A 26,713-nucleotide genomic window follows, 5' to 3' on the forward strand; every position below is an offset into this window, starting at 1 on the left:
TGTATAAATGTACAGTTAATCTAGCAGGAGATCCCCCCTCAGTATGTGCGCGAATTCACAGAGTCGCCATTGCGGCTGATGAAAAAAACGGCGATTTTGTCGCCGCGTCTGCCGGGCGGCAGGCGAAAAAAAACCGCCTGCAAAGAGGCGGTTATCATGGTTACAGCTCGTGGTGCAGGTAATCGCTCATTCGCGAGAACACCCCGCCTTTATTGATGCTTTCGAGGGTGACCAGCGGATAGTGGCCCACGACCTTGTCGCCGTCATACAGCGAAATCTCGCCGACCCGCTGGTTGGCGGCGATCGGCGCCTCCAGATCCTTTTTATCCAGCACGTATTTCGCCTTAATCCGCGATACTTCCGCCTTCGGCAGCGCTAACCAGAAATCTTGATCGGTGCCGAGCTTAATCTGCTCTTTATCGCCGTACCAGATGCGCTCAGTGCCGACCTTCTGCCCTTTCTGCAGCACTTGCACGGTGTCGAAGTTCTGCTGACCCCAGTGCAGCAGTTTCGCGGCCTGCTGCTCGCGGCCTTTCGGGCTGTCGGCCCCCATCACCACGGCGATCAGCCGGCGCTGGCCATCCACCGCCGAGGCGATCAGGTTGAACCCGGCGCCCGATGTGTGGCCGGTTTTCAGGCCATCGACGTTCATGGTTTTATCCCACAGCAGACCGTTACGGTTTTGCTGGGTAATGCCGTTCCACGTCAGGCTTTTCTGGCTGTACATGTGGTAGACGTCAGGCTCGCCATGGATAATCGCCCGCGACAGCACCGCCAGGTCATAGGCCGAACTGTGCTGGCCCGGGGCATCGAGGCCGTGGACGGTTTCGAAATGGGTGTCCTGCAGATGCAGTTTTTCGACATACTGATTCATCAGGGCGACAAACTGCGGCTGACCACCGGCGACATAGTCGGCCAGCGCGACGCAGGCGTCGTTGCCGGAGTCGACAATCAGCCCGCGGCTGAGGTCGCGGACGCTGACGCGATCCCCTGGCTTTAAGAACATCAGGGATGACCCGTCGAACACCGGGTTGCCCTTCGCCCAGGCGTCTTTACCTACGGTGACGATATCGTCAAAGGTGATACGATGGCTGTCGATGGCACGATCGACCACGTAGCCGGTCATCAGTTTGGTCAGGCTGGCAGGATTACGCTGCTGATGTTCGTTACCCGCGGTCAGCACCTGACCGGTGGTGTAATCCATCAGCACCCAGGAGCCAGCCTGAATGGAAGGCGGCGCGACCGTAGCAGGTAAGTCGACGGCAAATGCGCAGGAAACGCTCGAAGCGAGCAAAGATACAGCAATAAACAAACGGCCTTTCAACGGCATATCCTCTAGATTTACAGATCCGCCGTCCTTTTTACGGAACTTCGCGTTTCATATCAGGGTTTAATTGCAAGAAAATATGACACAGCAGAGGAAGTTGCTTGCCGTTACCCTTCTGATGACCGGGCAAATCGTTTACCATACCGGTCGCACGCCACCACGGATAATGAACAGACTATGCAAGATAGCGTCAACCAGCCCGGATTTTTATTCCACGATTATGAAACCTTCGGCACCAGCCCTTCCCTCGACCGGCCGGCGCAGTTCGCCGCCATCCGCACCGACGCGGAGTTAAACGTGCTCGGCGAGCCCGAGGTGTTTTACTGCAAGCCCGCTGACGATTATCTGCCGCAGCCGCAGGCGGTGATGATCACCGGGATCACCCCGCAGGAAGCGCTGGCCAAAGGGGATAACGAGGCCGCGTTTGCCCGCCGCATCCACGATCTGTTCACGGTGCCGCAGACCTGCATCGTCGGTTATAACAACGTGCGCTTTGACGACGAAGTGACGCGGAATATCTTCTATCGCAACTTCTATGACCCTTATGCCTGGAGCTGGCAGCACGATAACTCGCGCTGGGATCTGCTCGACGTGATGCGCGCCTGCTATGCCCTGCGTCCGGAAGGGATCGTCTGGCCGGAGAATGACGAGGGTCTGCCGAGCTTCCGGCTTGAACATCTGACCGTCGCCAACGGTATTGAACACCAGAACGCCCATGACGCGATGGCCGACGTTTACGCCACCATCGCCATGGCGAAGCTGGTGAAAAACCGGCAGCCGCGGCTGTTTGACTATCTCTACAGCCACCGCAATAAGCGCAAGCTGGCGACGCTCATCGACGTGCCGCAGATGAAGCCGCTGGTGCATGTCTCCGGCATGTTCGGCGCCGCGCGCGGCAACACCAGCCTGGTGGCGCCCCTGGCCTGGCATCCGGAAAACCGCAATGCGGTGATCATGGTCGATCTGGCGGGGGATATGGCGCCGCTGCTGGAACTGGATGCCGACGCCCTGCGCGAGCGGCTTTACACCCCGCGCGCCGAGCTTGGCGATCTGCCGGCGGCGCCGATTAAGCTGGTGCATTTGAACAAATGTCCGGTGCTGGCCCAGGCCAATACCCTGCGCCCGCAGGATGCCGACCGGCTGGGGATCTCCATTCAACGCTGTCTGGAGAATGCCCAGCTGCTGCGGGCGAATCCGCAGGTGCGGGAGAAAGTGGTGGCGGTCTATGCCGAAGCCGAGCCGTTCGTGCCGTCCGAAAACGTCGACGCCCAGCTTTACAATGGGTTCTTTAGCGATGCCGACCGCGCGGCGATGAAAATCGTGCTGGAAACCGAACCGCGCAATCTGCCGGCGCTGGATATCACCTTCGCCGACAAGCGCATCGAACGCCTGCTGTTTAACTACCGGGCGCGCAACTTCCCCGGCACGCTCGATGAACATGAGCAGCAGCGCTGGTTAGAACACCGTCGTCAGGTATTTACGCCTGAGTTTTTGCAGGCCTATGCCGATGAGCTGCAGATGCTGTATCAGCAGTATGCGGATGATAAAGAGAAGCTGGCGCAGCTGAAGGCGCTGTGGCAGTACGCACAGGATATTGTCTGATTGGCGGACATGCCCGGGCTACAAACGATGACCGGGGAGGACGCCTGACCGTAGGCCCGCGCAAGCGCAGCGCCGCCGGGCATTGCCTCCCCAGTTCGTGCTTACCTTTTTGCCCGGTGGCGGCTTCGCCTTACCGGGCCTGGACGCTGGTACCAGAGTAGCCCGGGTAAGGCGCTAGCCGCTACCCGGGATGACTGGCTTAACTTTTCGCACGGCTGGCGATGATTTCATCCGCTACGTTGCGCGGCGCTTCCGCGTAGTGGTGGAACTCCATGCTGTAGGTTGCTCGTCCCTGAGACATCGAGCGCAGCGTGGTGGAATAACCAAACATCTCCGCCAGCGGCACATCGGCGCGGATGATCTGGCTGCCGAAGCGCTCTTCCATCCCCTGCACCATCCCGCGACGGGAAGAGAGATCGCCCATGATATTCCCGGCGTACTCTTCCGGCGTCTCCACCTCCACGTGCATCACCGGCTCAAGGATCACCGGGTCCGCTTTGCGCGCCCCTTCCCGGAAGCCGAAGATCGCCGCCATGCGGAACGCCATTTCCGAGGAGTCCACGTCGTGGTACGACCCGAAGGTCAGGGTCGCTTTCACGTCAACCACCGGATAGCCCGCCAGCACGCCGGTGCCCATCGCTTCGCGCAGCCCTTTCTCCACGGAAGGGATGTACTCGCGCGGCACTACCCCGCCTTTGGTGGCGTCCTCGAAGACGAAACCGCTGCCCGGCTCCAGCGGCTCCAGGGTCAGCACGACGTGCCCGTACTGTCCTTTACCGCCGGACTGGCGCACAAATTTGCCTTCCACGTCCGTCACTTTCTTGCGCAGGGTTTCGCGGTAGGTGACCTGCGGACGACCAATGTTGGCCTCGACGCCAAACTCGCGCTTCATCCGGTCGACAATGATCTCCAGATGCAGCTCGCCCATACCGGAGATAATCGTCTGGCCGGACTCTTCATCGGTATGCAGACGGAACGACGGATCTTCCGCCGCCAGCCGCTGCAGCGCGATGCCCATTTTCTCCTGGTCCGCTTTGGTCTTCGGCTCAATCGCCAGCGAAATCACCGGCTCCGGAAACTCCATCCGCTCAAGGGTAATAATCGCATCCGGGTCGCATAGGGTATCGCCGGTAGTGACATCCTTCAGCCCAACGCAGGCCGCGATATCCCCGGTGTGCAGTTCGTCAACTTCATGGCGATCGTTGGCCTGCATCAGCACGATACGCCCGATGCGCTCTTTCTTGCCCTTCACCGGGTTCCACACCGCATCGCCTTTCTTCAGCGTCCCGGAGTAGACGCGGATAAAGGTCAGCTGGCCGACGTAGGGGTCGGTCATCAGTTTGAACGCCAGCGCCGACAGCGGCTCATCGTCGCTCGGATGGCGTTCCGCCGGCTGGCCTTTCTCATCCACGCCCTGTATCGCCGGAATATCCAACGGCGACGGCATCAGCTCCACCACCGCGTCGAGCATGCGCTGCACGCCTTTGTTTTTAAAGGCGCTCCCGCAGAGCACCGCCTGGATTTCGCCCTTCACCGTGCGCTGGCGCAGACCGGCGACGATCTCCGCCTCGTCCAGCTCGCCGGTTTCGAGGTATTTATCCATCAGCGCGTCGCTGGCCTCCGCCGCCGCCGAGACCATTTTCTCCCGCCACTCGCGGGCAGTCGCCAGCAGATCGTCAGGGACCGGCCCGTAGCTGAAGGTCATGCCCTGAGTGGCGTCATCCCACAGGATGGCGCGCATTTTCACCAGGTCGACGACGCCGGTGAAGTGCTCTTCGGCGCCAATAGGGATGACAATCGGCACCGGGTTGGCCTTCAGGCGGTCGATCATCATCTGCACCACGCGGAAGAAATCCGCCCCGGGGCGGTCCATCTTGTTGACGAAGGCCAGCCGCGGGACATGGTATTTATTCGCCTGGCGCCAGACAGTCTCCGACTGGGGCTGCACTCCGCCGACGGAGTCATACACCATCACCGCGCCGTCGAGCACGCGCATGGAACGTTCCACCTCAATGGTGAAATCCACGTGCCCCGGGGTGTCGATGATATTGATCCGGTGCGGCTCGAAGCTGCGGTCCATACCCGGCCAGAAGCAGCTCACCGCCGCCGAGGTAATGGTGATCCCGCGCTCCTGCTCCTGGGCCATCCAGTCGGTGGTTGCCGCGCCATCGTGTACTTCACCCAGCTTATGGCTCATCCCGGTGTAAAACAGGATGCGCTCGGTAGTGGTGGTTTTACCGGCATCGATATGCGCGGAGATACCGATGTTGCGATAACGTTCGAGGGGGATGGGTCGGGGCATGATGCGTCCTTAGTCGTTTTGACTGTCAGTCTGCGGTCGGAATGATCCACAGTTCATTTAACTGCCGCCTATGATAGTACAATAGTACGAGTATATTCGAACTATTTTGACTATTATTATGATTGGTCAGGTTGCGGCGGCGCGCGTGGTATCAGACCTGGAGTTTGGGTATAGTAGCCGCCAGCCGCCGATACGGGCTGCGACCGCCATGCGCAGCGCCACCGCCGACACAGGATTATTATGATCGTCAATCACCCCGAACGAGAACAAATTCGCCTGGAAAATGTCCTTTCCGCGCTCGGCAACCCGCTGCGACTGGAGATCATCCGCACGCTGGCGGACGGCAGCGAGCAGAGCTGTAACGCGCTGCGTCAGGAAGAGGTGGCCAAGTCCACCATGACCCACCACTGGCGCGTCCTGCGCGACAGCGGTGTGATCTGGCAGCGGCCTCAGGGACGGGAGAATATGATTTCGCTGCGCAGGGAAGATCTGGACGCCCGTTTTCCCGGCCTGCTGGATACGCTGCTTAACGTGATGGTGCGGGAGGGATAAGTATTTACGCCGGGTAGCCACTGCGCCTGACCCGGCCTACGGAGGCCTCCCGTCAGCTTATATACCCCAGGCCCGGCAAGCGCAGCGCCGCCGGGCAAAAGATATAGCACCGGGCCAAACGAAAAAAAGCCGGAGGTTTCCCTCCGGCTTTTCTCAATCACATCACGCTACGCCTTACGCCACGTCTTCGTACTGCGGCACGGGGTTGCGGAAGCTTTTGGTCACGCAGGCCAGATAGACCAGACCGATACCGGCCCAGATCAGGCCCAGAATCATCGAGCTCTCTTCCAGGTTGACCCACAGCGCGCCGACGGTCAGGGCGCCGCACATCGGCAGGAACAGATACTGGAAGTGGTCTTTCAGCGTCTTGTTGCGTTTCTCACGGATCCAGAACTGCGAAATTACCGACAGGTTAACGAAAGTAAACGCCACCAGCGCACCAAAGTTAATCAGCGCCGTCGCCATCACCAGGTCGAAGTTAATCGCCAGCAGGGCAATAGCGCCGACCAGGATGATGTTCATCGCCGGAGTGCGCCAGGTCGGGTGGACGTAGCCGAAGAAGCTTTTCGGGAACACGCCGTCACGACCCATCACGTACATCAGACGCGCCACGCCAGCGTGCGCCGCCATACCGGAAGCCAGTACGGTGATGGTGGAGAAGATCAGCGCGCCCACCTGGAAGGCTTTACCTGCCACGTAGAGCATAATTTCCGGCTGTGACGCATCCGGATCTTTAAAGCGCGAGATATCCGGGAAGTACAGCTGCAGGAAGTAGGTGGCAAAGATGAAGATCAGGCCGCCGATCAGCGCGGTCAGGAAGATCGCGCGCGGAATGACGCGCTCTGCATCTTTGGTCTCTTCAGACAGGTTGCTGATGCCGTCGAAGCCGGTAAACGAGAAGCACAGGATCGTCGCCCCGGTAATCATCGGGATCACGTGCGCGTCACCGGACCAGAACGGACGGCTGCTGGCCAGCGTACCGGCGCCTTCGCCTTCAAACACGCCATAAATCACCATGCCGAGAATGACGGCAATCAGCACCACCTGCAGCACCACGATCACGGTGTTGAAGTTGGCTACGGATTTAATGCTGCGCAAGTTAAAGGCGGTCATAAAGGCGACCAGCGCGATAACAAACACCCACGACGGAATCGAAGGCACCAGCGCTTCAAAATAGATTTTCGCCAGCAGAATGTTGATCATCGGCGCGAACAGGTAGTCGAGCAGCGAGGACCAACCCACCATAAAGCCAACGGTCGGGCTGATGGATTTCTGCGCATAGGTATACGCCGAGCCGGCGGACGGGTAACGACGTACCAGCTTGCCATAGCTCAGGGCAGTAAACAGGATAGCGATTAACGCAAAGGCGTAGGCCGTCGGCACGTGACCGTCGGTCATACCAGAGACGATACCAAACGTATCGAACAGCGTCATCGGCTGCATATAGGCCAGGCCCATCATTACAACCGGAACTAACGTAAGCGTTTTACGTAATTCCACGCGAGAGGTATTTGGAGTAGCGTTATGCGACATAGTTATCCCCTTTTACGGTGAACGCCAGCGCGTAAGCAAAAAATTGCCCCATTTCTTTCTATTCCTCAGCGACAACGACTGTCGGTTTTTAGTAAATATCTATCCGGTACGAAGCCCGGCCTCTTGGTATTGAATGATGTGTCTTTCGACCAAAAAAATAACCGACACTTTAAAAAAAAGCGTCGGCTAGTCTCTGGTTTTCAGGCCGCATATTTTGCAACAAATTCAACGGCGTTGACAAGATGTTATGAAGTTCATTGCGTAAGCATATTTTTTAACGTGCTAATATCTATACGGTTTCCATATGATAAATTGTAAAAATAGCACTATTTGCTAATAGCGTTTCCCGCCACCATTTGCCAGCCAAACCGCAGGTAGCGTCATTCCAGCCGATCCACGCGTGCTGACGAGGCGACTGCCCGCGCACGGTCAAGCTGACCAGTTCGCCGCTCTCCAGCAGCCCCTGCACCTGGTAACGCGGCAGGCAGCCCCACCCCAGCCCCATGCGCAGCAGCGCCAGCTGCGCCGTAACGTCACATACCGTCAGGGTCTCCTGATCGCCGAGCAGCGCCCCGCCCTCGCCGGTGGCGACCGCGCGGTAACGGCGCAGAGTTCGCCAGCTCAACGGGGCGCGACGCTCCGCCAGAGGATGCTGCGGGGAGACCACCAGCTCCAGATCCAGCTCGCCAAGGGGAAGATAATCATAGCCGCTCAGCGGCGGCGGCTCGCCGAGCGCCCCCAGCAGGAGATCGGCCTGCCCTTCAGTCAGCGGCCGCCAGTCCAGCAGCGAGGGGTTCAGCGTGAAGTGCAGCCGGGTCAGCGGCTGCTGTTGATAAAATGCGGCGATCAGCGGCGAGAGTTGCGCCACGGGAAAAGTGCTGTCCACCGCCAGGCGGAGGGTATGCTCCCACCCCTGCTGCAGCTTAACCGCCCGGATCTCCAGTTCGCGGGCAATATGCAGCACTTCCCGTCCTTTCTCCAGCAGCATCTGTCCGGTGGGGGTAAAGCGCGCGCGGTGACCGCTGCGGTCGAGCAGCTGAATATTGAGATCGCTTTCCAGCCGGTGAATGGTGTAGCTCAGCGCCGAGGGCGTTTTAAAGAGCCTTGCCGACGCCGCGGCAAAGCTCCCCTCTTTTTCCAGTGCGTCGAGGATCACGAGGACATCCAGCAGTGGTTTCATCGCTACCCCCTTACGGTATGCGAATCACCGCTGGCGCATCACTCCATCGGCATCACCAGCGGATCGGGGTACTGGTACTCAAATCCCAGCTCATTGCAGATTCGATTGCCATCCACAATCTTGCCCTGGCCACCGTCCGGGCTGTCACTGAACACCGGCGGCGGCAGCCCCAGCTCGCGGGCCATCTGCGGATAAAAGAGGCCGCGTGCCGGATGGCGGGGCGCACATAGATTATAGATGTGCCCGCCCTTCGGAGCCTGCAGCAGCAGTTCGATGGCGGCCACCACATCCTGCAAATGCACCAGATTGACCACATGCTGGCCATCCGGCGCCGACTTGCCGGCGAAAAAACGTCCCGGATGACGGGACGGCCCCACCAGCCCGGCCAGGCGCAGAATATCCACCGACGTCCCCGGCAGGTTGTGCAGCCAGTCTTCCAGCTCCTTGAGCACCTGCCCGCTGGCGGTCTCCGGCAGTCGCGGGGAGTTCTCTTTCACCGTGCCGTTGACGTTGCCATACACCGAGGTGGAGCTGGTGAAGACGATCCGCGGAATATGGTACGCCAGCGCGGTATCGACGATCTCCTGCACCGCCTGCAGATAAAACCCTTCCCCCGCGCCGGTCCGCCGGGCCGGCAGCGTGATCACCAGCGCATCGACGTTCATCAGCGCGTCGAGGTCCTCGGTATCACAGACCAGCTGCGGCTCCAGGCGCAGCGGATAGCTGTCGATCCCGCACATCCGCGCCGCCTCCACGCCATCCTGCGTGGTTTTACTGCCGGTGACCTGCCAGCCTCGCGCCGTCAACGACAGCGCCAGCGGCATCCCCAGCCATCCCAAACCGACTATCGCGACCTTTTTCATCCCAGGCTCCTGACTCTTTCGCTGTGCTGATTACAGGCTACGCCAGCCAGCGGCAACTGACAATTTCTTCGCTCAATGTGAAATGAATTAATGATAGAAAAAAGCCCTTGCTTTCTGCGGCGGAAGTGGTTTAGGTTAAAGGACATCAAATGCATAGTCATTCACAGAGAATTTTATGAACCGCGTTCAATTTAAACACCACCATCATCACCATCATCCTGACTAGTCTTTCAGGCGATGTGTGCTGGAAGACATTTGGATCTTCCAGTGGTGCATGAACGCGCAGAGAGCCCCCGGAAGATTCACTTCCGGGGGCTTTTTTTTGGACCAAATTCGGACAGATTCAGACAGGTATTCAGAGGAAAAGAACAATGTTAGACAACACCCGTTTACGCATAGCTATTCAGAAATCAGGCCGTTTAAGCGAAGATTCACGCGAATTACTCAGCCGCTGCGGCATTAAAGTCAATTTGCACACCCAGCGTCTGATTGCGCTGGCGGAAAATATGCCAATCGACATTCTGCGCGTGCGTGATGACGATATCCCGGGCCTGGTGATGGACGGTGTTGTCGACCTCGGCATTATCGGCGAAAACGTGCTGGAAGAAGAGCTGCTCAGCCGCCGCGCCCAGGGCGAAGACCCGCGCTATTTCACCCTGCGCCGTCTCGACTTCGGCGGCTGCCGCCTGTCGCTGGCGACCCCGGTGGATGAAGCCTGGAACGGCCCGGCGGCGCTGGACGGCAAACGTATCGCCACCTCTTACCCGCACCTGCTGAAGCGCTACCTCGATCAAAAAGGTATCTCCTTTAAATCCTGTCTGCTGAACGGCTCCGTGGAAGTGGCGCCGCGCGCCGGCCTCGCCGACGCCATTTGCGACCTCGTCTCCACCGGCGCCACCCTGGAAGCCAACGGCCTGCGCGAAGTGGAAGTGATCTACCGCTCCAAAGCCTGCCTGATCCAGCGCGACGGCGAAATGGCCGACGCCAAACAGCAGCTGATTGACCGCCTGCTGACCCGTATTCAGGGCGTGATCCAGGCCCGCGAGTCGAAATACATCATGATGCACGCCCCGACCGAACGCCTTGAGGAAGTGGTTGCCCTGCTGCCGGGCGCCGAGCGTCCGACCATTCTGCCGCTGGCAGGCGACAAGCAGCGCGTGGCGATGCACATGGTCAGCAGCGAAACCCTGTTCTGGGAGACCATGGAAAAACTGAAGGCGCTGGGCGCCAGCTCCATTCTGGTGCTGCCGATTGAGAAGATGATGGAGTAATCGGCCAGCCGGTCACGGGACACACAGGGGAAAACAATCATGAGCTTCAACACAATCATCGACTGGAACGGCTGTAGCGCTGACCAACAGCGACAACTCTTAACGCGCCCGGCGATTTCCGCCTCCGACAGCATCAGTAAAACGGTGGCGGAGATCCTCGATAACGTCAAAGCCAATGGCGATGCGGCGCTGCGCGAATACAGCGCGAAGTTTGATAAAACCACCGTCGCCGCGCTGCAGGTGAGCGAGGCGGAGATCGCCGCCGCCGGCGAGCGCCTCAGCGACGAGCTGAAGCAGGCGATGGCGGTGGCGGTGCAAAACATCGAGACCTTCCACAACGCGCAAAAGCTGCAGGCGGTGGATGTCGAAACGCTGCCGGGGGTGCGCTGCCAGCAAGTGACCCGCCCTATCGCCTCCGTCGGGCTGTATATTCCGGGCGGCTCGGCGCCGCTGTTCTCCACGGTGCTGATGCTGGCGACGCCGGCGCGCATCGCCGGCTGTCAGCAGGTGGTGCTCTGCTCGCCGCCGCCGATCGCCGATGAGATCCTCTACGCCGCGCAGCTGTGCGGCGTGAAAACCATCTTTAACGTCGGCGGCGCGCAGGCCATCGCCGCCCTCGCCCTCGGAACCGAGTCGGTGCCGAAGGTGGATAAAATCTTTGGCCCGGGTAACGCTTACGTCACGGAGGCCAAACGCCAGGTCAGCCAGCGTCTGGACGGCGCGGCCATCGACATGCCGGCCGGCCCGTCGGAAGTGCTGGTGATCGCCGACAGCGGCGCCAATCCGGACTTTGTCGCCTCCGACCTGCTGTCGCAGGCGGAACACGGCCCGGACTCGCAGGTGATCCTCCTGACCCCGGACGCCGGGATGGGCAACCGCGTCGCCGAGGCCGTGGAGCGCCAGCTGGCAGCCCTGCCGCGCGCCGAAACCGCCCGCGTGGCGCTCTCCGCCAGCCGGATCATCGTGGCCCGCGACCTGACGCAGTGCGTGGCCATCTCCAACCAGTACGGTCCGGAGCACCTGATCATTCAGACCCGCCAGGCCCGTGAGCTGGTGGACAGCATCACCAGCGCCGGCTCGGTTTTCCTTGGCGACTGGTCGCCGGAATCCGCGGGCGACTATGCCTCGGGCACCAACCACGTCCTGCCGACCTATGGCTATACCGCCACCTGCTCGAGCCTCGGCCTGGCCGACTTCCAGAAACGGATGACCGTGCAGGAGCTGTCGCGCGACGGCTTTGCCGCCCTCGCCTCGACGATTGAGATTCTGGCCGCCGCCGAGCGCCTTGACGCCCACAAAAACGCCGTAACGCTGCGCGTTGCCGCCCTGAAGGAGCAAGCATGAGCATTGAAGATTTAGCCCGCGCCAACGTTCGCGCGCTGACCCCGTATCAATCCGCTCGCCGCCTGGGCGGGAAAGGCGATGTCTGGCTGAACGCTAACGAATTCCCCACCGCCGTGGCCTTCCAGCTGACCGAGCAGACGCTGAACCGCTATCCGGAGCCGCAGCCGAAGGCGGTGATTGAGAGCTACGCCCGCTACGCCGAGGTTAAACCGGAGCAGGTGCTGGTCAGCCGCGGCGCCGACGAAGGCATTGAGCTGCTGATCCGCGCCTTCTGCGAGCCAGGCGAAGACGCCGTGCTCTACTGCCCGCCGACCTACGGCATGTACAGCGTCAGCGCCGAGACCATCGGCGTCGAGTGCCGCACCGTGCCGACGCTGGCCGACTGGCAGCTCGACCTGCCGGGCATCGAGGCGCAGCTGGGCGGGGTGAAGGTGGTCTTCGTCTGCAGCCCGAACAACCCGACCGGGCAGATTATCGACCCGCAGTCGATGCGCGACCTGCTGGAGATGACCCGCGGCAAAGCTATCGTGGTAGCCGACGAAGCCTATATTGAATTCTGCCCGCAGGCGACGCTCGCCGGCTGGCTCAGCGACTACCCGCACCTGGTGGTGCTGCGCACGCTGTCCAAAGCCTTCGCCCTCGCCGGCCTGCGCTGCGGCTTCACACTCGCCAACGCCGAGGTGATTAACGTGCTGCTGAAAGTGATCGCCCCGTACCCGCTCTCCACGCCGGTGGCCGATATCGCCGCCCAGGCGCTGAGCGCGGAAGGGATCGCCGCGATGCGTCAGCGCGTGGCGCAGATCCTCGACGAGCGCCGCTACCTGGTGGAACAGCTGCGCGGCATCGCTTGCGTGGAACAGGTCTTCGATTCCGAAACCAACTACGTCCTGGCGCGGATAACCGCCTCCAGCGCAGTGTTTAAATCTTTGTGGGATCAGGGCATTATCTTACGTGACCAGAATAAACAACCTTCATTGAGCGGCTGTTTGCGTATCACTATCGGTACCCGTGCCGAGAGCCAGCGCGTGATTGACGCCTTGACTGCGGAGAATGTATGACCCAGAAGTATCTCTTTATTGACCGTGACGGCACCCTGATTTCCGAACCGCCGGTGGATTTCCAGGTGGACCGTTTCGACAAGCTGGCGTTTGAGCCGCAGGTGATCCCGGCGCTGCTGAAGCTGCAGCAGGAAGGCTATAAGCTGGTGATGATCACCAACCAGGATGGTCTGGGCACCGACAGCCTGCCGCAGGAGGCGTTTGATGGCCCGCACAACCTGATGATGCAGATCTTCGCCTCGCAGGGCGTTAACTTTGAAGAAGTGCTGATTTGTCCGCACTTCCCGGGCGACAACTGCGACTGCCGCAAGCCGAAAACCCAGCTGGTGCTGCCGTGGCTGGAAGAGGGCGTACTGGATAAAGCCCACAGCTATGTGATTGGCGACCGGGCCACCGACCTTGAGCTGGCGGATAACATGGGGATTATCGGTCTGCGCTATGACCGCGAGACGCTGAACTGGCCGACCATCTGCGAACAGCTGACCCGCCGCGACCGCTATGCCCACGTCGAGCGCATCACCAAAGAGACCCAGGTGGATGTGAAAGTGTGGCTGGACCGCGAAGGCGGCAGCAAGATCCACACCGGCGTCGGCTTTTTTGACCATATGCTCGACCAAATCGCCACCCATGGCGGCTTCCGCATGGAGGTCAACGTCGGCGGCGATCTGTACATCGACGATCACCACACGGTGGAAGATACCGGCCTGGCCCTCGGCGAAGCACTGAAGCTGGCGCTTGGCGACAAGCGCGGCATCAACCGTTTCGGCTTCGTGCTGCCGATGGACGAGTGTCTCGCCCGCTGCGCGCTGGATATCTCCGGCCGTCCGCACCTGGAGTATAAGGCGGACTTCACCTATCAGCGCGTCGGCGATCTGAGCACCGAGATGGTGGAACACTTCTTCCGCTCGCTCTCTTACACCATGGCGGTGACGCTGCACCTGAAAACCAAGGGCAAGAACGATCACCACCGCGTGGAAAGCCTGTTCAAAGCCTTTGGCCGTACGCTGCGCCAGGCGATCCGCGTCCAGGGCGATGCCCTGCCGTCTTCCAAAGGGGTGCTGTAATGAATGTGGTGATCCTTGATACCGGGTGCGCCAACCTCAATTCGGTGAAATCGGCGATTGGCCGCCACGGCTATGAGCCGGTGGTTAGCCGCGACCCGGAGGTGGTATTGCGTGCCGATAAACTGTTTCTTCCCGGCGTCGGCACCGCCCAGGCGGCGATGGACCAGCTGCGCGACCGCGAGCTGATCGACCTGATCAAAGCCTGTACCCAGCCGGTGCTGGGGATTTGCCTGGGTATGCAGCTGCTCGGCAAGCGCAGTGAAGAGAACAACGGCGTCGATCTGCTGGGCATTATCGAGGAAGAGGTGCCGAAGATGACCGACCACGGCCTGCCGCTGCCGCACATGGGCTGGAACCGGGTGTATGCCAAAGCAGGCGATCGTCTGTTCCGCGGCATTGAAGAAGGGGCTTACTTCTACTTCGTGCACAGCTACGCCATGCCGGTCAACCCGTACACCATCGCCCAGTGCAATTACGGCGAGGCGTTTACCGCCGCGGTGCAGAAAGATAACTTCTTTGGCGTGCAGTTCCACCCGGAGCGCTCCGGGAGCGCCGGGGCGCAGCTGCTGAAAAACTTTCTGGAGATGTGATGATTATTCCTGCTTTAGATTTAATCGACGGCACCGTCGTTCGTCTCCACCAGGGCGATTACGGCCAGCAGCGCGACTATGGCAGCGATCCGCTGCCGCGCCTGCAGTCCTATGCCGCTCAGGGAGCGGAAGTCCTGCACCTGGTCGACCTGACCGGGGCGAAGGATCCGGCGAAGCGCCAGATCCCGCTGCTGAAATCGCTGGTCGCCGGCGTTGACGTCCCGGTGCAGGTCGGCGGCGGCGTGCGGACCGAGGCGGATGTCGCGGCCCTGCTTGAAGCCGGCGTCGCCCGCGTGGTGGTCGGCTCCACTGCGGTGAAATCCCCGGAGGAAGTGAAAGGCTGGTTTAAACGCTTTGGCCCTGAGCGGCTGGTGCTGGCCCTCGACGTGCGTATCGACGCCGACGGCAATAAGCAGGTGGCGGTCAGCGGCTGGCAGGAAAACTCCGGCGTGACCCTGGAGGAGCTGGTGGAGAGCTATCTGCCGGTCGGCCTGCAGCATGTGCTGTGCACCGATATCTCCCGCGACGGCACGCTGGCGGGCTCCAACGTCTCGCTGTACGAGGAAGTCTGCGCCCGCTACCCGCAGGTGGCGTTTCAGTCGTCCGGCGGCATCGGCGATCTCAATGATATTGCCGCCCTGCGCGGCACCGGGGTGCGCGGCGTGATTGTCGGTCGCGCGCTGCTGGAAGGCAAATTCAACGTAACGGAGGCCATTCAATGCTGGCAAAACGGATAATCCCCTGCCTCGACGTCCGCGACGGTCAGGTAGTGAAAGGCGTGCAGTTCCGTAATCACGAGATCATCGGCGATATCGTCCCGCTGGCTAAGCGCTATGCCGACGAAGGCGCCGACGAGCTGGTGTTCTATGATATCACCGCCTCCAGCGACGGCCGGGTGGTCGACAAGAGCTGGGTGTCGCGGGTGGCGGAAGTAATCGATATTCCTTTCTGCGTGGCGGGCGGGATCAAGTCGCTGGAAGACGCGGCGCAGATCCTCTCCTTCGGCGCCGATAAGATCTCGATTAACTCCCCTGCTCTCGCCGACCCGACGCTGATCACCCGCCTTGCCGACCGCTTTGGCGTGCAGTGCATCGTGGTGGGGATTGATACCTGGTTTGATGCACAGACCGGCAAGTATCACGTTAATCAGTACACCGGCGACGAGAGCCGCACCCGGGTGACGCAGTGGGAAACCCTCGACTGGGTGGAGGAAGTGCAGAAGCGTGGCGCGGGCGAGATCGTCCTCAATATGATGAACCAGGACGGGGTGCGCAACGGCTACGACCTGCAGCAGCTGGCGAAGGTCCGCGCGGTGTGCCATGTGCCGCTGATCGCCTCCGGCGGCGCAGGCACCATGGAACACTTCCTCGAAGCCTTCCGCGACGCCGACGTTGACGGCGCGCTGGCGGCCTCGGTATTCCACAAACAGATTATTAATATTGGCGAACTGAAAGCGTACCTGGCGGCACAGGGCGTGGAGATAAGGGTATGTTGACTGAACAGCTGGACTGGGAAAAAACGGACGGCATGATGCCGGCCATCGTGCAGCACGCCGTATCCGGCGAAGTGCTGATGCTGGGCTACATGAATAAGGACGCGCTGGAGAAAACCGAAGCCACCGGCAAGGTCACCTTTTACTCACGCACCAAACAGCGGCTGTGGACCAAGGGTGAAACCTCGGGCAATGTCCTCAACGTGGTGAGCATCACACCGGACTGCGACAACGATACGCTGCTGGTGCTGGTGAACCCGATCGGGCCGACCTGCCACAAAGGCACCACCAGCTGCTTCGGCGACGCCGGGCACCAGTGGCTGTTCCTGTATCAGCTGGAGCAGCTGCTGGCCGAGCGTAAGCACGCCGACCCGGAGAGCTCCTACACGGCGAAGCTGTATGCCAGCGGCACCAAGCGCATCGCGCAGAAAGTGGGAGAAGAAGGCGTAGAGACCGCGCTGGCCGCCACGGTGAACGACCGCTTCGAGCTGAAGAATGAGGCGTCGGACCTGATGTATCACCTGCTGGTGCTGCTGCAGGACCAGGGGCTTTCATTACAAGATATTATTGCCAACCTTAAGAGTCGGCATAAATAATCTGCAGGATGAAAGAAAAAAGGCCGGAAGCTGAAAAGTTCAGCAACCGGCCTTTATATTTTCAGGTCGAATTTTTTAGCGATTCTTTTTAAATTCTGCAACCTTTTCAGCTAACAGTTTTTCACTGGCTTTTATTAACGATGTATATTGAGAGTTCTCAAAACCCCATAATGTTGACTGTTGCTCTTCTGCGTATCCTACAAGGAAAGGTAATGTAGTCACGACGACCAGATCTTGAGCTGATTCAACATAGCGGTCAATAGTATTGGTTTCGGCATCAATATTTTTCTCATCCCACTGGCTAATAAGATCCATACCACGGCGAGAATAAATATTCATAACCATACTAGTCATTTTGTCAATGTAGATATACTCAATACCATCCATTACCTTAACATCCAGTACCTTCGTGTCCTCATGCAGATGTGCAATTATGCCAGCAAAAATATGCCATTTAGCCTCAGTACTCTGTAGATGGTTAATAATTTTATTTAATTTATTATCATAATCAACCGGGAAAATAACATCATCTTCACAGATAATCCCCATTTCCGCCTTACTGGCCAGCATGCCTGAAAGCATATATTTATAGCTCATGCCACAACCAATCCAACCAATGCGATAACGGATCCCCTCGAAAAATTGGAATCCATGGGATGGACTAGCGAAAAAAGCTTTCCGGCGGACGGGTGTTTCAGACAATGATAAACAAAGGCGTGGGACATCTCCAGTTTGAAATTGCTCAAATGAGAAAATACTTTTGTATTGTGAAAAATTGAGTTTATCAATCGACAGCAGATAACGTCGCAGATAATAATTATTTTTATTATCTACATTAGTAAAGTGCTTAATTTTTTCTTTTCTTTCGTTGTAATATTCTTTATCAGATAACAAATTCTGAATTTTCTCGACCATTGCCGGAATATCACCGATGGGGCAAAAATCGATCACATCCTGTAGGTCTTCATGCTCTACAATATCTGAACTGCTTTCACTCACTACAGGCGTCCCAAGCGAAATCGTTTCATATAGACGTGTGGTTTCAAGCAACGCATTTTCATAGTAATGAATGTTGACGACGACTTTCGCATTCTTAACCATTCTGGTGAGTTTATCACCGAAAACTTCCGAAGCGACAGTGACATTAAAATGCTTCTTCAATTCCTGAAGATAGGCCTTGCGGCGCTCACAGTTTGGATCGCCATAGAATAGAACATCTGCGTGTATATCACCTTTCTGATCATCCAGTACATAACCGTTATCTGCTAAATGGGCTGGGTAATCTGGAAAGCTGGAAATCGGCATATAAAACAATTTCTGATACGGAATGCCTTTATCCAGTAAATATTCAATATTTTTCAAGGAATAATCAAAAATAGCAACAGCATTATTGAGACGAGAAAAATACTCATCGGTAAACCATCTTGAGTTGACCGACTGCTCCATCTGGAAAGCAATGTAGTTACGGGGCAGTTGTTTGAACATTTGCGGACAAACTACAATGTGCATCTGCCCCATATCCTGCTCAACGGAATAAGCAGTACTGACATGGCCCTTAATTCCGCAATCAAGCAGATTCTTTTCAATCAAATGTGCAACGAATAGGGTATGCTGAGTAGCAAGAATTCTTACCGTTCCAGTATCGACAAATGGCGTAGCTGGTGAAGAGTCGATAGCAGCTCGGCTTAAAACACGTTTAAAACCATCAACCATCCCTGACCAGTTTCCTGACAATAGAAGACGAATAGCCGTTTTATATTTCGATTTTGAAAGAAGTCCACCCGATAAAATATAGCGAGAAAAAACATTATTACCGGAAGTCGTGTATTCCCTCATCATTGCTTTTATAGTGCTAAATTCACCTCGGGAAATCCTACCAGACATACGAACTGGCATGGTTAACTTCCACGACAGACTTCTGCGCATACGATCTACTTCATCTTGTTTGACTGCCAGGGCGGAAACTAATATATCCCTGTCTTTTGCTGCCAAGTCTGCCGTTTGCTGGAGTTTGGTAATCGCTGCAGCTAATTTTTCGCGCTCAGTAACCTCGGCAGCAAGTTGCGTTTTCAAATCTTCAAGTTGTTTGTTATTCTCGGCTAATGAGTTTTCTAAAATGGTTCTCATGGTGATATCTTTGGAAATCGCTTCGTTTATTAATGTTGACAGCGTATGGCTGTTTTCTTCACGCTCATCCGGCATTTTAGAATAAAATTGCAGGTGTTTACGTACGATATCCAGTTCTGCTGGATGGTCCAACCTGAATCGCAAATATTCCAGATTAAATATAAGTTCAAAGGGCACCAGATAAGCAAACAGATAAAATGCCATGGCATTTACTCTGTTGGGACCTGAGGCCTCCTCAGCGACAAAAGCATAGGAACAATCACCGAGAATATTAGTCTTTTTCTCGCATAAAAGCGCCTCTAAGCCAACGCTTGAGTTAATAGTATAAATAGAATGACATTTTTGAATAAATTCGAGGCTGTTTGCCGATGCATCAATGCTAAATATGTCATCTCGTAAACGAAACAAACTCCCGGGATGCGCCCGAACTAATATATTCTCGAGAGAATGCTGTTGACGAACATAAGAAATTAGAGATATATTCGTAAAATTATGGCTGTAAGCAATGATATTGGAATCGTCTTCTACCTGTAACACAATCCCAGCAACTTGGTTTTCACTTGACGAAGGTAATGAGATTGCTTCAAGAAAATAACGATGCAAATCATTCATTGAGCACGTAATATTAATTTCCGTCTGGCAAGATTCATAGCGTGCCCGAGCCTCGGTATTACCATTAACGCCGGTGAAATCCAGATATGCTGTATTGCGATACATCGGGGCTCGCAATGGCCCGATCTCAAGGTGTATAACCTCTTTATTTAAAGCTCTTGCGACTTTTTCAAGCGATGGACAGTTGCAGATAGAGACAAAAGCATCAACGCGTTGAATTATTTCCTTTGTAAGTAAAGAAAACAACTCATTTTCAAGCTCGGAAATAGATTCGGTTAAAAATGTGGTAAATGATTTTATGGGGTCATGATGATGTTGAGCCAACATGGTTTCATACAAAGCATGATCAAGGTACAGATATTCATGTCTGGCAAGGCTTTGTTCATCAGGAATAGAATATCCTAAAGATGCCATCGAGGCAGCATCAAACTCCCAACGGGAATGTTGTGTTTCATCGTTTATTACTTCAACATAATCAGGACTTGTGATAAAAAGTATCTTTTCGTTTGAACAATGCAAATACTTTAAAAAAAGCCATAAATAAGGGGCTTTCACCCCTCTGAACGGATATGGAGGAAGAAAAACAGCAAACATGTTTTACTCTCCATTTGTAATGATTTTTAACGGAGCATGAATGACCCCGCCTAGCTCTCTGGCCGACCAAAACTTTATTTTCATCATCGGGCGACGTTGATCAAGCTCCTCTCGAGCACCGTTGCCAACCATAGCGAGGCCGCAGTGTATTAGGTAATCGCCCGAATTTATAGGCAGCGTTGCTTTATAAACGATACGCTGACTACCTGGACGAAGTGTAATTGGCGAACCTGCGCCAATATTACTATCTCCCCAAATATCCCCTCCCTGAGCTTTGGATATGGAAAGGCCAAGAGCAACATCCTTAATCTCTTCGGTAGCTAATATGGTGAAATCAAATGTAACTTCTTCACCTGATTTGATGAGTGGTTTCTCTGTCAAAGTCGTACCATCTGATTTGTAGATGGTAAGATTTTTAATAATAGCACGCGCAGTACCAAAACGTTTTTCCCCAATTTCTTCATTAGCAGTATGTAACTGAATGCTTTTGAGGTCTTCCAAACTGCAAGTTTCAGAAGAGCGGTTCTCTGCAAGTTTTGTAGGCTCTGGTTTATCGTTGGCCAGGATCATCCCTTTCTCATAGGCCAGAACTGCAGCGAGAACATCATTGGTATCACCGATTAGTTTTCCGTGTTCCATCACCAGGCAGCGATCAGCATACTCAAGGATGCTGCCTGTTGAATGAGTTACCATAATGATGGTTACACCTTTCGCACGTAATGCTTCCATCCGTTTATAGCATTTATACTGGAAGCCAATATCGCCAACAGCTAACGCCTCATCAACAATCAAAATTTCCGGTTCAACACATGCTTGAACGGCAAAGGCTAAACGGACATACATACCGCTAGAGTATGTTTTTACGGGTTGATCAATGAACTGGCCGATATCTGCAAATTCTTCAATTTCAGCAAACTTAGCCGCAATCTGCTCTTTGGTTAAACCTAATACCGAACCATTTAAATAAACGTTCTCACGACCGGTAAACTCCGGGTTGAACCCAGCACCTAATTCAAGTAATGCAGCAATACGCCCATTAACACGTACATCTCCAGCGGAGGGGGTTAGTGTGCCGCAGATAATCTGCAGCAAAGTCGACTTCCCGGCACCATTTCGTCCAATAATACCTACCGTTTCCCCTTTTTTGATACTGAAGGAAACGTCATCGAGGGCCCAAAACTCACGAAAATAGCAGTTTCGCTCTCTGCGGACCACCTGTTGAAGTTTCGGCACAAAAAACTGTTTTAGACGATCAGTTGGACGCGCATATATCTGATAACATTTACTCAGGTTTGTAACTTGAATGGCAATTTCATTAGAGGACATCAGCAAATCCCTTCCTGGTTTTCTGGAAGAAGGCAAAACCCATCCAGGCTATGACTAAGGCACCCAAAGAATATAAAAACAGACCGATAAAATTAGGCATACCACCCCAAATAAGAACCGTTCGGGCTTGTTCAATAATAAAGGTTAATGGATTGAGCATGATCCAGATATGATACTTTTCAGGCAAGGCGCTTATAGGGAAGAATACCGGTGATAAAAACATTAATACTGTAGTAATGATTACCGTAGTTTGACTTACATCTCTTAGGAATACGCCAAGTGATGCTAAGATCCACGAAATGCCAAGGCAAAAAATAATTAAAGGGAAAAAGACCACAGGTAAAAATACTATGGTCCAATGTAAATATCCATTAAAAATGAAAAACGCCATCAGTAACACACAAAGGCTGATACAAGTATGAAATAATGCCGCAAATAAAGAGATAACAGGCAGCGTTTCCAATGGAAATATAACTTTCTTCACATAGTTTGTATTTCCCAAAATAATCAACGGTGCTTTATTTACCACTTCACTTAAAAAACCATGAACTATCATTCCGACAAATAAAATTATAGCAAACTGTGTCCTGCTTTCATCCCCACCAGTTGACCATCTGGCTTTGAATACCACGGAGAAGACAAAAGTATATACTGTTAACATAAATAAAGGGTTCAGAAAAGACCAAAGCAGGCCCATCACAGAACCTTTATATCTTCCAACAACATCACGTTTAGCCATCTGCAGAATAATACTCCAGTGAGTGGCAATACTGCGCACCACTGCTAATGGTGATGATGAAAGTTTTTGATGAGGGTTTTTCATTTTAAACTCGTATTTTATGGCAAATAATATTAAATTATTTTTTTGGGAATTTCATATATGGCTTGCTTATTATACGCATGTCTTTTACGATCAAGAAACCATCCCCATTTATTAAAATAGGAGACTGCGGAGCGAATATGGTACCAAAGTAATAATTTGCTTTTATACGAACCTTTATTAAAGGCATGGACAATAGTTGTTCCAGGATAATAATATATTTTGGTTAGCTGTAATGCTCGGCGACATAAATCTACATCTTCCAGATACATAAAGTATCGTTCATCAAAACCGTTAAGTTTTTGTAATAATACATTACTTAATAACATGAAACAGCCAGATACCGTTGGTGGGGAAAATATCTCATCATAGGCTGCATCTTTCAGTTCATATTTAACATCGTACTTTATTGCAGTCACTGGAAAGAAACGTCTTAAAAAAAGATTACCGGGAGTAGGTAGTAGACGGCAACTATATTGTCTCTCACCATTTCTATATATTATTTGCGGGGAAACAAAACTATACTCATTTTCCCACGCAAACGAAACTAATTTATCAAGTGACTGCTTATCAAAGCTAATATCCGGATTACATATCAAGAAATAACCGTCAAAGTCTGCACTTGCTTTTATTGCAAGATTATGTCCAGCACCAAAACCACAGTTGTAAGGAGACTTGATATAGCTCACCTTAGGTTCATTCAATGATGCCGCCCACTGACAACCACCATTATCAACGAAGATTATTTTTTCAACGCTCTCTTCATGGCATAATGAGAGAAACGTATCTTTAATATCATCATAGGAATGATTAAATAATACAATAGAAGCGATAACTTTAGGCTTCATTGCTTTATAATTCATTAATCGATTACCTTTAGGATAAAAATTATTTTTTATTATTATTTTTGATAGTAACTTGTGATATCCATTATCGAACAAGAATATTTATACTTAAGCGTAGACTTCCGCAGTGGCCAGAGTATGTGCCCGCAGGTCTTTCTCCGACAGCGACAGCACGCAGTCGCTCAGCGCCGGCCAGTTAATCCCTATCTCCGGATCGTTCCAGATGATGCTCCGTTCTGACTGCGGCGCGTAGTAATTCGTCGCTTTATAGACAAACTGCACCGTGTCGCTCAGCGCCATAAACCCGTGGGCGAATCCTTCCGGGATCCACAGCTGACGTTTATTCTCTGCGCTGAGCACCGCGCCCACCCATTTACCAAAGGTAGGCGATGAACGACGGATATCCACTGCCACGTCAAACACCTCACCTTCCACACAGCGGACCAGCTTGCCCTGAGCGTGCGGATCCAGCTGATAGTGCAACCCGCGCAATACGCCTTTCTGGGACTGGGAATGGTTGTCCTGGACGAATTCCACCTGACGGCCCACCGCCTCATTAAACACCTTGCTGCTGAAGCTCTCAAAGAAGAAGCCTCGCGCATCACCAAACACGCGCGGTTCAAAAATCAGCACGTCAGGAATATCTGTTTTAATAATGTTCATCTTTTGCTAACCGTTTATTTGCCCAGGACTTCTGTTACCACGCGAGCCACACCCTGACGCCAGTCCGGGAGAGTCACCCCGAATGCCTGCTGGAATTTTTCATTCGACAGGCGCGAGTTGAGCGGACGCTTCGCCGGCGTAGGATAGGCCGTCGTCGGAATGCCCTTCACTTCCTGCACCGCCAGCTCGGCACCGTGCGCTCTCGCCACCTCAAACACATAGCGGGCATAGTCGCACCAGCTGGTTTCACCGCTGGCCACCAGGTGATACGTGCCGGCCAGCGCCGGATTACGCAGCGTTTCACGGATTGCCGTCGCCGTGCAGTCTGCCAGCAGCTCAGCGCCGGTGGGCGCCCCATGCTGGTCATCAATGATGGTGAGGGTCTCTTTCTCCCCCGCCAGGCGGAGCATGGTTTTGGCAAAGTTGGCGCCGCGGGTGGCATACACCCAGCTGGTACGGAAAATCAGGTGACGCGGGTTGCCCTGCTCCAGGGCCAGCTCACCGGCACGCTTGGTTTCACCGTAGACGTTCAGCGGGCCGGTTGCCTCATCTTCCCGGCGATAATGGCTGCCGGCGCCGTCGAACACATAGTCGGTGGAATAGTGCACCATCAGGGCACCGAGCTTCGCCGACTCCGCCGCCAGCACCGCCACCCCTTTGTCGTTCAGCAGGTCGGAGAGCTCCCGCTCGCTTTCTGCCTTGTCCACGGCCGTGTGCGCGGCGGCATTCACCACCACATCCGGGCGGACGGTACGCACGGTCTGCGCGATGCCTGCCAGGTTCGTCAGGTCACCGCAAAGCTCTTTATCAAAATAATCCACCGCGACCACGTCGCCGAGGGTGGACAGGGAACGCTGCAGCTCCCAGCCCACCTGGCCATTCTTGCCAATCAGTAAAATCTTCATTCTCTGTATCCTGTCGTTGACGAAGAAGGCATTAACGCTCGTTCAGCAGGCGCTTGAGATAAGCACCGTACTCGGTTTTCTTCAGGCGTTCGGCCTGAGCCGCCACCCCTTCCGCCGACAACCATTTGTTGCGGTAACCGATCTCTTCCAGGCACGCGACCTTCATCCCCTGACGCTTCTCAATGGTGTGAATGAACTGTGATGCGTCCATCAGGCTGTCATGAGTGCCTGTATCCAGCCAGGCAAAGCCGCGCCCCAGGAGTTCAACATGCAGGTCACCGCGCTCCAGATACATCTGGTTGAGAGTGGTAATCTCGAGTTCCCCGCGTGCTGAAGGCTTAACGTCCTTCGCCATCTCCACCACGTTATTGTCGTAGAAATAGAGACCAGTTACGGCCCAATTTGATTTCGGCTTTAATGGTTTCTCTTCAATTGACAGCGCTTTAAAGTGCTCGTCAAACTCCACCACGCCAAAGCGCTCCGGATCCAGCACCTGGTAACCAAACACCGTGGCACCGGAGGTCTTCGCCGCCGCTGCTTCCAGCTTTTTACCGAAGCTCTGGCCAAAGTAGATATTATCCCCCAGCACCAGGGCGCAGGCATCGTTGCCGATAAACCTCTCGCCAATGATAAAGGCCTGCGCCAGACCGTCCGGCGACGGCTGAATGGCGTAGCTGAAGTTCACCCCGAACTGCGACCCGTCACCCAGCAGGCGCTGGAAGGAAGGCATGTCGTCATGCGTGGAGATGATAAGGATATCGCGAATGCCCGCCAGCATCAGGACAGACACCGGGTAGAAAATCATCGGCTTGTCGTAGATAGGCAGCAGCTGCTTGGAGACGCCCTGGGTGATGGGATATAAACGCGTGCCGGAGCCGCCGGCCAGAACAATGCCCTTCATCTTCAGTTCCTTTTTTATTTATTCAGGCCAAGACGCTCGCCGGCATAGGAGCCGTCCAGCACACGCTGCCACCAGGTCTGGTTGTTCAGGTACCAGTGCACAGTTTTCTCAATTCCGCTCTCGAACGTTTCCTGCGGCACCCAGCCCAGATCGCGCTGGATTTTCGTGGCATCAATGGCATAACGCAGGTCATGTCCCGGACGGTCGGTGACAAAAGTGATCAGGTCAGCAAAGTGGGTGATGTTTCCCGGCTTCTGCGCCACCACCTTGTCGAGAATGGTGCAGATGGTGCGCACCACATCGATATTTTTACGCTCGTTATGACCGCCGATGTTGTAGGTCTCGCCGCTCTTGCCTTCGGTCGCCACTTTGTACAGCGCACGGGCATGGTCCTCAACATACAGCCAGTCACGGATCTGCTCCCCGTTGCCATATACCGGCAGCGGTTTACCCGCCAGGGCATTAAGGATAGTCAGCGGGATCAGTTTTTCCGGGAAGTGATACGGACCGTAGTTGTTGGAGCAGTTGGTCACCACCACCGGCAGGCCGTAGGTGCGGTTCCAGGCGCGAACCAGATGGTCGCTGCCCGCTTTGGAGGCGGAGTACGGGCTGCTCGGCGCGTACGGGGTTTCTTCGGTGAACAGGTCATCGGTGCCGTGCAGGTCGCCGTACACCTCATCGGTGGAGATGTGGTGGAAGCGGAAGGCCTGCTTCTGTTCCTCTACAAGCCCGGACCAGTAGTGGCGGGCTGCCTCCAGCAGAGTGAAGGTGCCGATCACGTTGGTCTGGATGAAGGCGGCCGGGCCATCAATGGAACGGTCCACATGACTTTCTGCAGCCAGGTGCATCACGATATCCGGATGGAACTCGCTGAACTGGGCCGCCACGGCAGCGGCATCGGTGATATCGGTCTGGGAAAACGAGTAGCGTTCACTCCCGGCAACCGGCGCCAGGGATTCAAGGTTGCCGGCGTAGGTCAGGCAGTCCATCACACGGACTTCGTCCAGGGTATTTTCAATGATATGACGAACCACGGCAGAACCGATAAAGCCTGCGCCCCCGGTGACAAGAATCTTCATACTCTCTCTCGTTTTTCAATGAATTACATACAATTTTCTGAAGTAGCAAACGACCGCAGGCACGCTA

The 26,713-nt window shown here is 55.0% G+C and carries 25 protein-coding genes and 1 other annotated feature; of the genes, 11 read left to right on the forward strand and 14 right to left on the reverse strand.

Annotation, left to right across the window (positions count from 1 at the left end; genetic code table 11):
* Positions 1-160: 160 nt before the first annotated feature.
* Positions 161-1,324: a serine-type D-Ala-D-Ala carboxypeptidase DacD gene (dacD, locus tag ACQUTI_RS05345; protein ID WP_004203546.1), complete on the reverse strand. Its 1,164-nt coding sequence runs from the start codon at positions 1,322-1,324 to the stop codon at positions 161-163.
* A 180-nt stretch (positions 1,325-1,504) separates the two neighbouring features.
* Here dacD and sbcB point away from each other — a divergent pair, with 180 nt between their 5' ends.
* Positions 1,505-2,929 (forward strand): exodeoxyribonuclease I, encoded by a 1,425-nt coding sequence (gene sbcB / locus ACQUTI_RS05350; protein ID WP_017899700.1) that lies wholly within the window; start codon positions 1,505-1,507, stop codon positions 2,927-2,929.
* 199 nt (positions 2,930-3,128) lie between these two features.
* On the opposite strand, the gene fusA is transcribed toward sbcB, so the two are convergent.
* Entirely contained in the window at positions 3,129-5,231 is a 2,103-nt protein-coding gene (gene fusA, locus ACQUTI_RS05355; protein ID WP_049092573.1) for an elongation factor G, read from the reverse strand.
* Between the two features lie 240 nt (positions 5,232-5,471).
* Here fusA and ACQUTI_RS05360 point away from each other — a divergent pair, with 240 nt between their 5' ends.
* Positions 5,472-5,783 carry an ArsR/SmtB family transcription factor gene (locus tag ACQUTI_RS05360; protein ID WP_160124934.1) on the forward strand — a complete coding sequence of 104 codons (312 nt, stop codon included), beginning with the start codon at positions 5,472-5,474 and terminating at the stop codon, positions 5,781-5,783.
* A 174-nt stretch (positions 5,784-5,957) separates the two neighbouring features.
* Here ACQUTI_RS05360 and plaP read toward each other — a convergent pair whose 3' ends face one another.
* The 4 genes from plaP to ACQUTI_RS05380 form a co-directional block, all read right to left on the reverse strand.
* The gene (plaP, locus tag ACQUTI_RS05365; RefSeq protein ID WP_004148994.1) at positions 5,958-7,316 is read right to left on the reverse strand and encodes a putrescine/proton symporter PlaP; all 1,359 of its coding nucleotides are present in this window, start codon (positions 7,314-7,316) and stop codon (positions 5,958-5,960) included.
* Entirely contained in the window at positions 7,306-7,368 is a 63-nt protein-coding gene (gene yoeI, locus ACQUTI_RS05370) for a membrane protein YoeI (RefSeq protein WP_096335043.1), read from the reverse strand. Before yoeI ends, plaP begins: the two co-directional genes overlap by 11 nt.
* 237 nt (positions 7,369-7,605) lie before the next feature.
* Entirely contained in the window at positions 7,606-8,496 is an 891-nt protein-coding gene (locus ACQUTI_RS05375; RefSeq protein ID WP_017899703.1) for a LysR family transcriptional regulator, read from the reverse strand.
* A gap of 38 nt (positions 8,497-8,534) precedes the next feature.
* The gene (locus ACQUTI_RS05380; protein ID WP_004203585.1) at positions 8,535-9,359 is read right to left on the reverse strand and encodes an SDR family oxidoreductase; all 825 of its coding nucleotides are present in this window, start codon (positions 9,357-9,359) and stop codon (positions 8,535-8,537) included.
* A 175-nt stretch (positions 9,360-9,534) separates the two neighbouring features.
* On the opposite strand from ACQUTI_RS05380, the gene hisL reads away from it, so the two are divergent.
* The 9 genes from hisL to hisIE all read left to right on the forward strand — a co-directional run bounded on the left by hisL (position 9,535) and on the right by hisIE (position 16,774).
* On the forward strand, positions 9,535-9,585 hold the full coding sequence (gene hisL / locus ACQUTI_RS05385) for a his operon leader peptide (protein WP_004899375.1): 51 nt from the start codon (positions 9,535-9,537) through the stop codon (positions 9,583-9,585).
* Positions 9,561-9,683: a sequence feature (His leader region), on the forward strand. (Overlaps the previous gene by 25 nt.)
* Before the next feature lie 47 nt (positions 9,684-9,730).
* The gene (gene hisG, locus ACQUTI_RS05390) at positions 9,731-10,630 is read left to right on the forward strand and encodes an ATP phosphoribosyltransferase (RefSeq protein WP_002912152.1); all 900 of its coding nucleotides are present in this window, start codon (positions 9,731-9,733) and stop codon (positions 10,628-10,630) included.
* 39 nt (positions 10,631-10,669) lie between these two features.
* Positions 10,670-11,974, forward strand: a complete 1,305-nt coding sequence (gene hisD / locus ACQUTI_RS05395) for a histidinol dehydrogenase (protein WP_049004244.1) — start codon at positions 10,670-10,672, stop codon at positions 11,972-11,974.
* Complete coding sequence (hisC, locus tag ACQUTI_RS05400; protein WP_064183786.1) at positions 11,971-13,032, forward strand: histidinol-phosphate transaminase; 1,062 nt, start codon at positions 11,971-11,973, stop codon at positions 13,030-13,032. Before hisD ends, hisC begins: the two co-directional genes overlap by 4 nt.
* On the forward strand, positions 13,029-14,096 hold the full coding sequence (hisB, locus tag ACQUTI_RS05405) for a bifunctional histidinol-phosphatase/imidazoleglycerol-phosphate dehydratase HisB (RefSeq protein WP_043520635.1): 1,068 nt from the start codon (positions 13,029-13,031) through the stop codon (positions 14,094-14,096). Before hisC ends, hisB begins: the two co-directional genes overlap by 4 nt.
* Positions 14,096-14,686: an imidazole glycerol phosphate synthase subunit HisH gene (hisH, locus tag ACQUTI_RS05410; RefSeq protein WP_002912227.1), complete on the forward strand. Its 591-nt coding sequence runs from the start codon at positions 14,096-14,098 to the stop codon at positions 14,684-14,686. The genes hisB and hisH overlap by 1 nt, the downstream gene beginning before the upstream one ends.
* Positions 14,686-15,423 (forward strand): 1-(5-phosphoribosyl)-5-[(5-phosphoribosylamino)methylideneamino]imidazole-4-carboxamide isomerase, encoded by a 738-nt coding sequence (gene hisA / locus ACQUTI_RS05415; protein WP_004200373.1) that lies wholly within the window; start codon positions 14,686-14,688, stop codon positions 15,421-15,423. Before hisH ends, hisA begins: the two co-directional genes overlap by 1 nt.
* A complete protein-coding gene (gene hisF / locus ACQUTI_RS05420; RefSeq protein ID WP_017899707.1) occupies positions 15,405-16,181 on the forward strand; it encodes an imidazole glycerol phosphate synthase subunit HisF in 777 nt (258 codons plus the stop codon). Before hisA ends, hisF begins: the two co-directional genes overlap by 19 nt.
* The gene (gene hisIE, locus ACQUTI_RS05425) at positions 16,175-16,774 is read left to right on the forward strand and encodes a bifunctional phosphoribosyl-AMP cyclohydrolase/phosphoribosyl-ATP diphosphatase HisIE (protein ID WP_023318677.1); all 600 of its coding nucleotides are present in this window, start codon (positions 16,175-16,177) and stop codon (positions 16,772-16,774) included. The genes hisF and hisIE overlap by 7 nt, the downstream gene beginning before the upstream one ends.
* 75 nt (positions 16,775-16,849) lie before the next feature.
* On the opposite strand, the gene ACQUTI_RS05430 is transcribed toward hisIE, so the two are convergent.
* The 8 genes from ACQUTI_RS05430 to rfbB form a co-directional block, all read right to left on the reverse strand.
* Complete coding sequence (locus ACQUTI_RS05430; protein ID WP_254465433.1) at positions 16,850-20,107, reverse strand: GT99 family glycosyltransferase N-terminal domain-containing protein; 3,258 nt, start codon at positions 20,105-20,107, stop codon at positions 16,850-16,852.
* A 3-nt stretch (positions 20,108-20,110) separates the two neighbouring features.
* Positions 20,111-21,433: an ABC transporter ATP-binding protein gene (locus ACQUTI_RS05435; RefSeq protein ID WP_023318679.1), complete on the reverse strand. Its 1,323-nt coding sequence runs from the start codon at positions 21,431-21,433 to the stop codon at positions 20,111-20,113.
* Complete coding sequence (locus ACQUTI_RS05440; protein WP_023318680.1) at positions 21,423-22,256, reverse strand: ABC transporter permease; 834 nt, start codon at positions 22,254-22,256, stop codon at positions 21,423-21,425. Before ACQUTI_RS05440 ends, ACQUTI_RS05435 begins: the two co-directional genes overlap by 11 nt.
* Positions 22,257-22,285: 29 nt before the next feature.
* Positions 22,286-23,116 (reverse strand): glycosyltransferase, encoded by an 831-nt coding sequence (locus tag ACQUTI_RS05445; protein ID WP_023318681.1) that lies wholly within the window; start codon positions 23,114-23,116, stop codon positions 22,286-22,288.
* Between the two features lie 90 nt (positions 23,117-23,206).
* Positions 23,207-23,761, reverse strand: a complete 555-nt coding sequence (rfbC, locus tag ACQUTI_RS05450) for a dTDP-4-dehydrorhamnose 3,5-epimerase (RefSeq protein ID WP_049004240.1) — start codon at positions 23,759-23,761, stop codon at positions 23,207-23,209.
* 14 nt (positions 23,762-23,775) lie between these two features.
* The gene (gene rfbD / locus ACQUTI_RS05455; RefSeq protein WP_049004239.1) at positions 23,776-24,666 is read right to left on the reverse strand and encodes a dTDP-4-dehydrorhamnose reductase; all 891 of its coding nucleotides are present in this window, start codon (positions 24,664-24,666) and stop codon (positions 23,776-23,778) included.
* 31 nt (positions 24,667-24,697) lie between these two features.
* The gene (rfbA, locus tag ACQUTI_RS05460; protein ID WP_053810159.1) at positions 24,698-25,567 is read right to left on the reverse strand and encodes a glucose-1-phosphate thymidylyltransferase RfbA; all 870 of its coding nucleotides are present in this window, start codon (positions 25,565-25,567) and stop codon (positions 24,698-24,700) included.
* Positions 25,568-25,581: 14 nt separating this feature from the next.
* Positions 25,582-26,646, reverse strand: a complete 1,065-nt coding sequence (rfbB, locus tag ACQUTI_RS05465) for a dTDP-glucose 4,6-dehydratase (protein WP_305242645.1) — start codon at positions 26,644-26,646, stop codon at positions 25,582-25,584.
* Positions 26,647-26,713 lie beyond the last annotated feature (67 nt).

The organism is Klebsiella sp. 7-CIP_Kleb., from assembly GCF_050378655.1.
Lineage (GTDB): Bacteria > Pseudomonadota > Gammaproteobacteria > Enterobacterales > Enterobacteriaceae > Klebsiella > Klebsiella quasipneumoniae.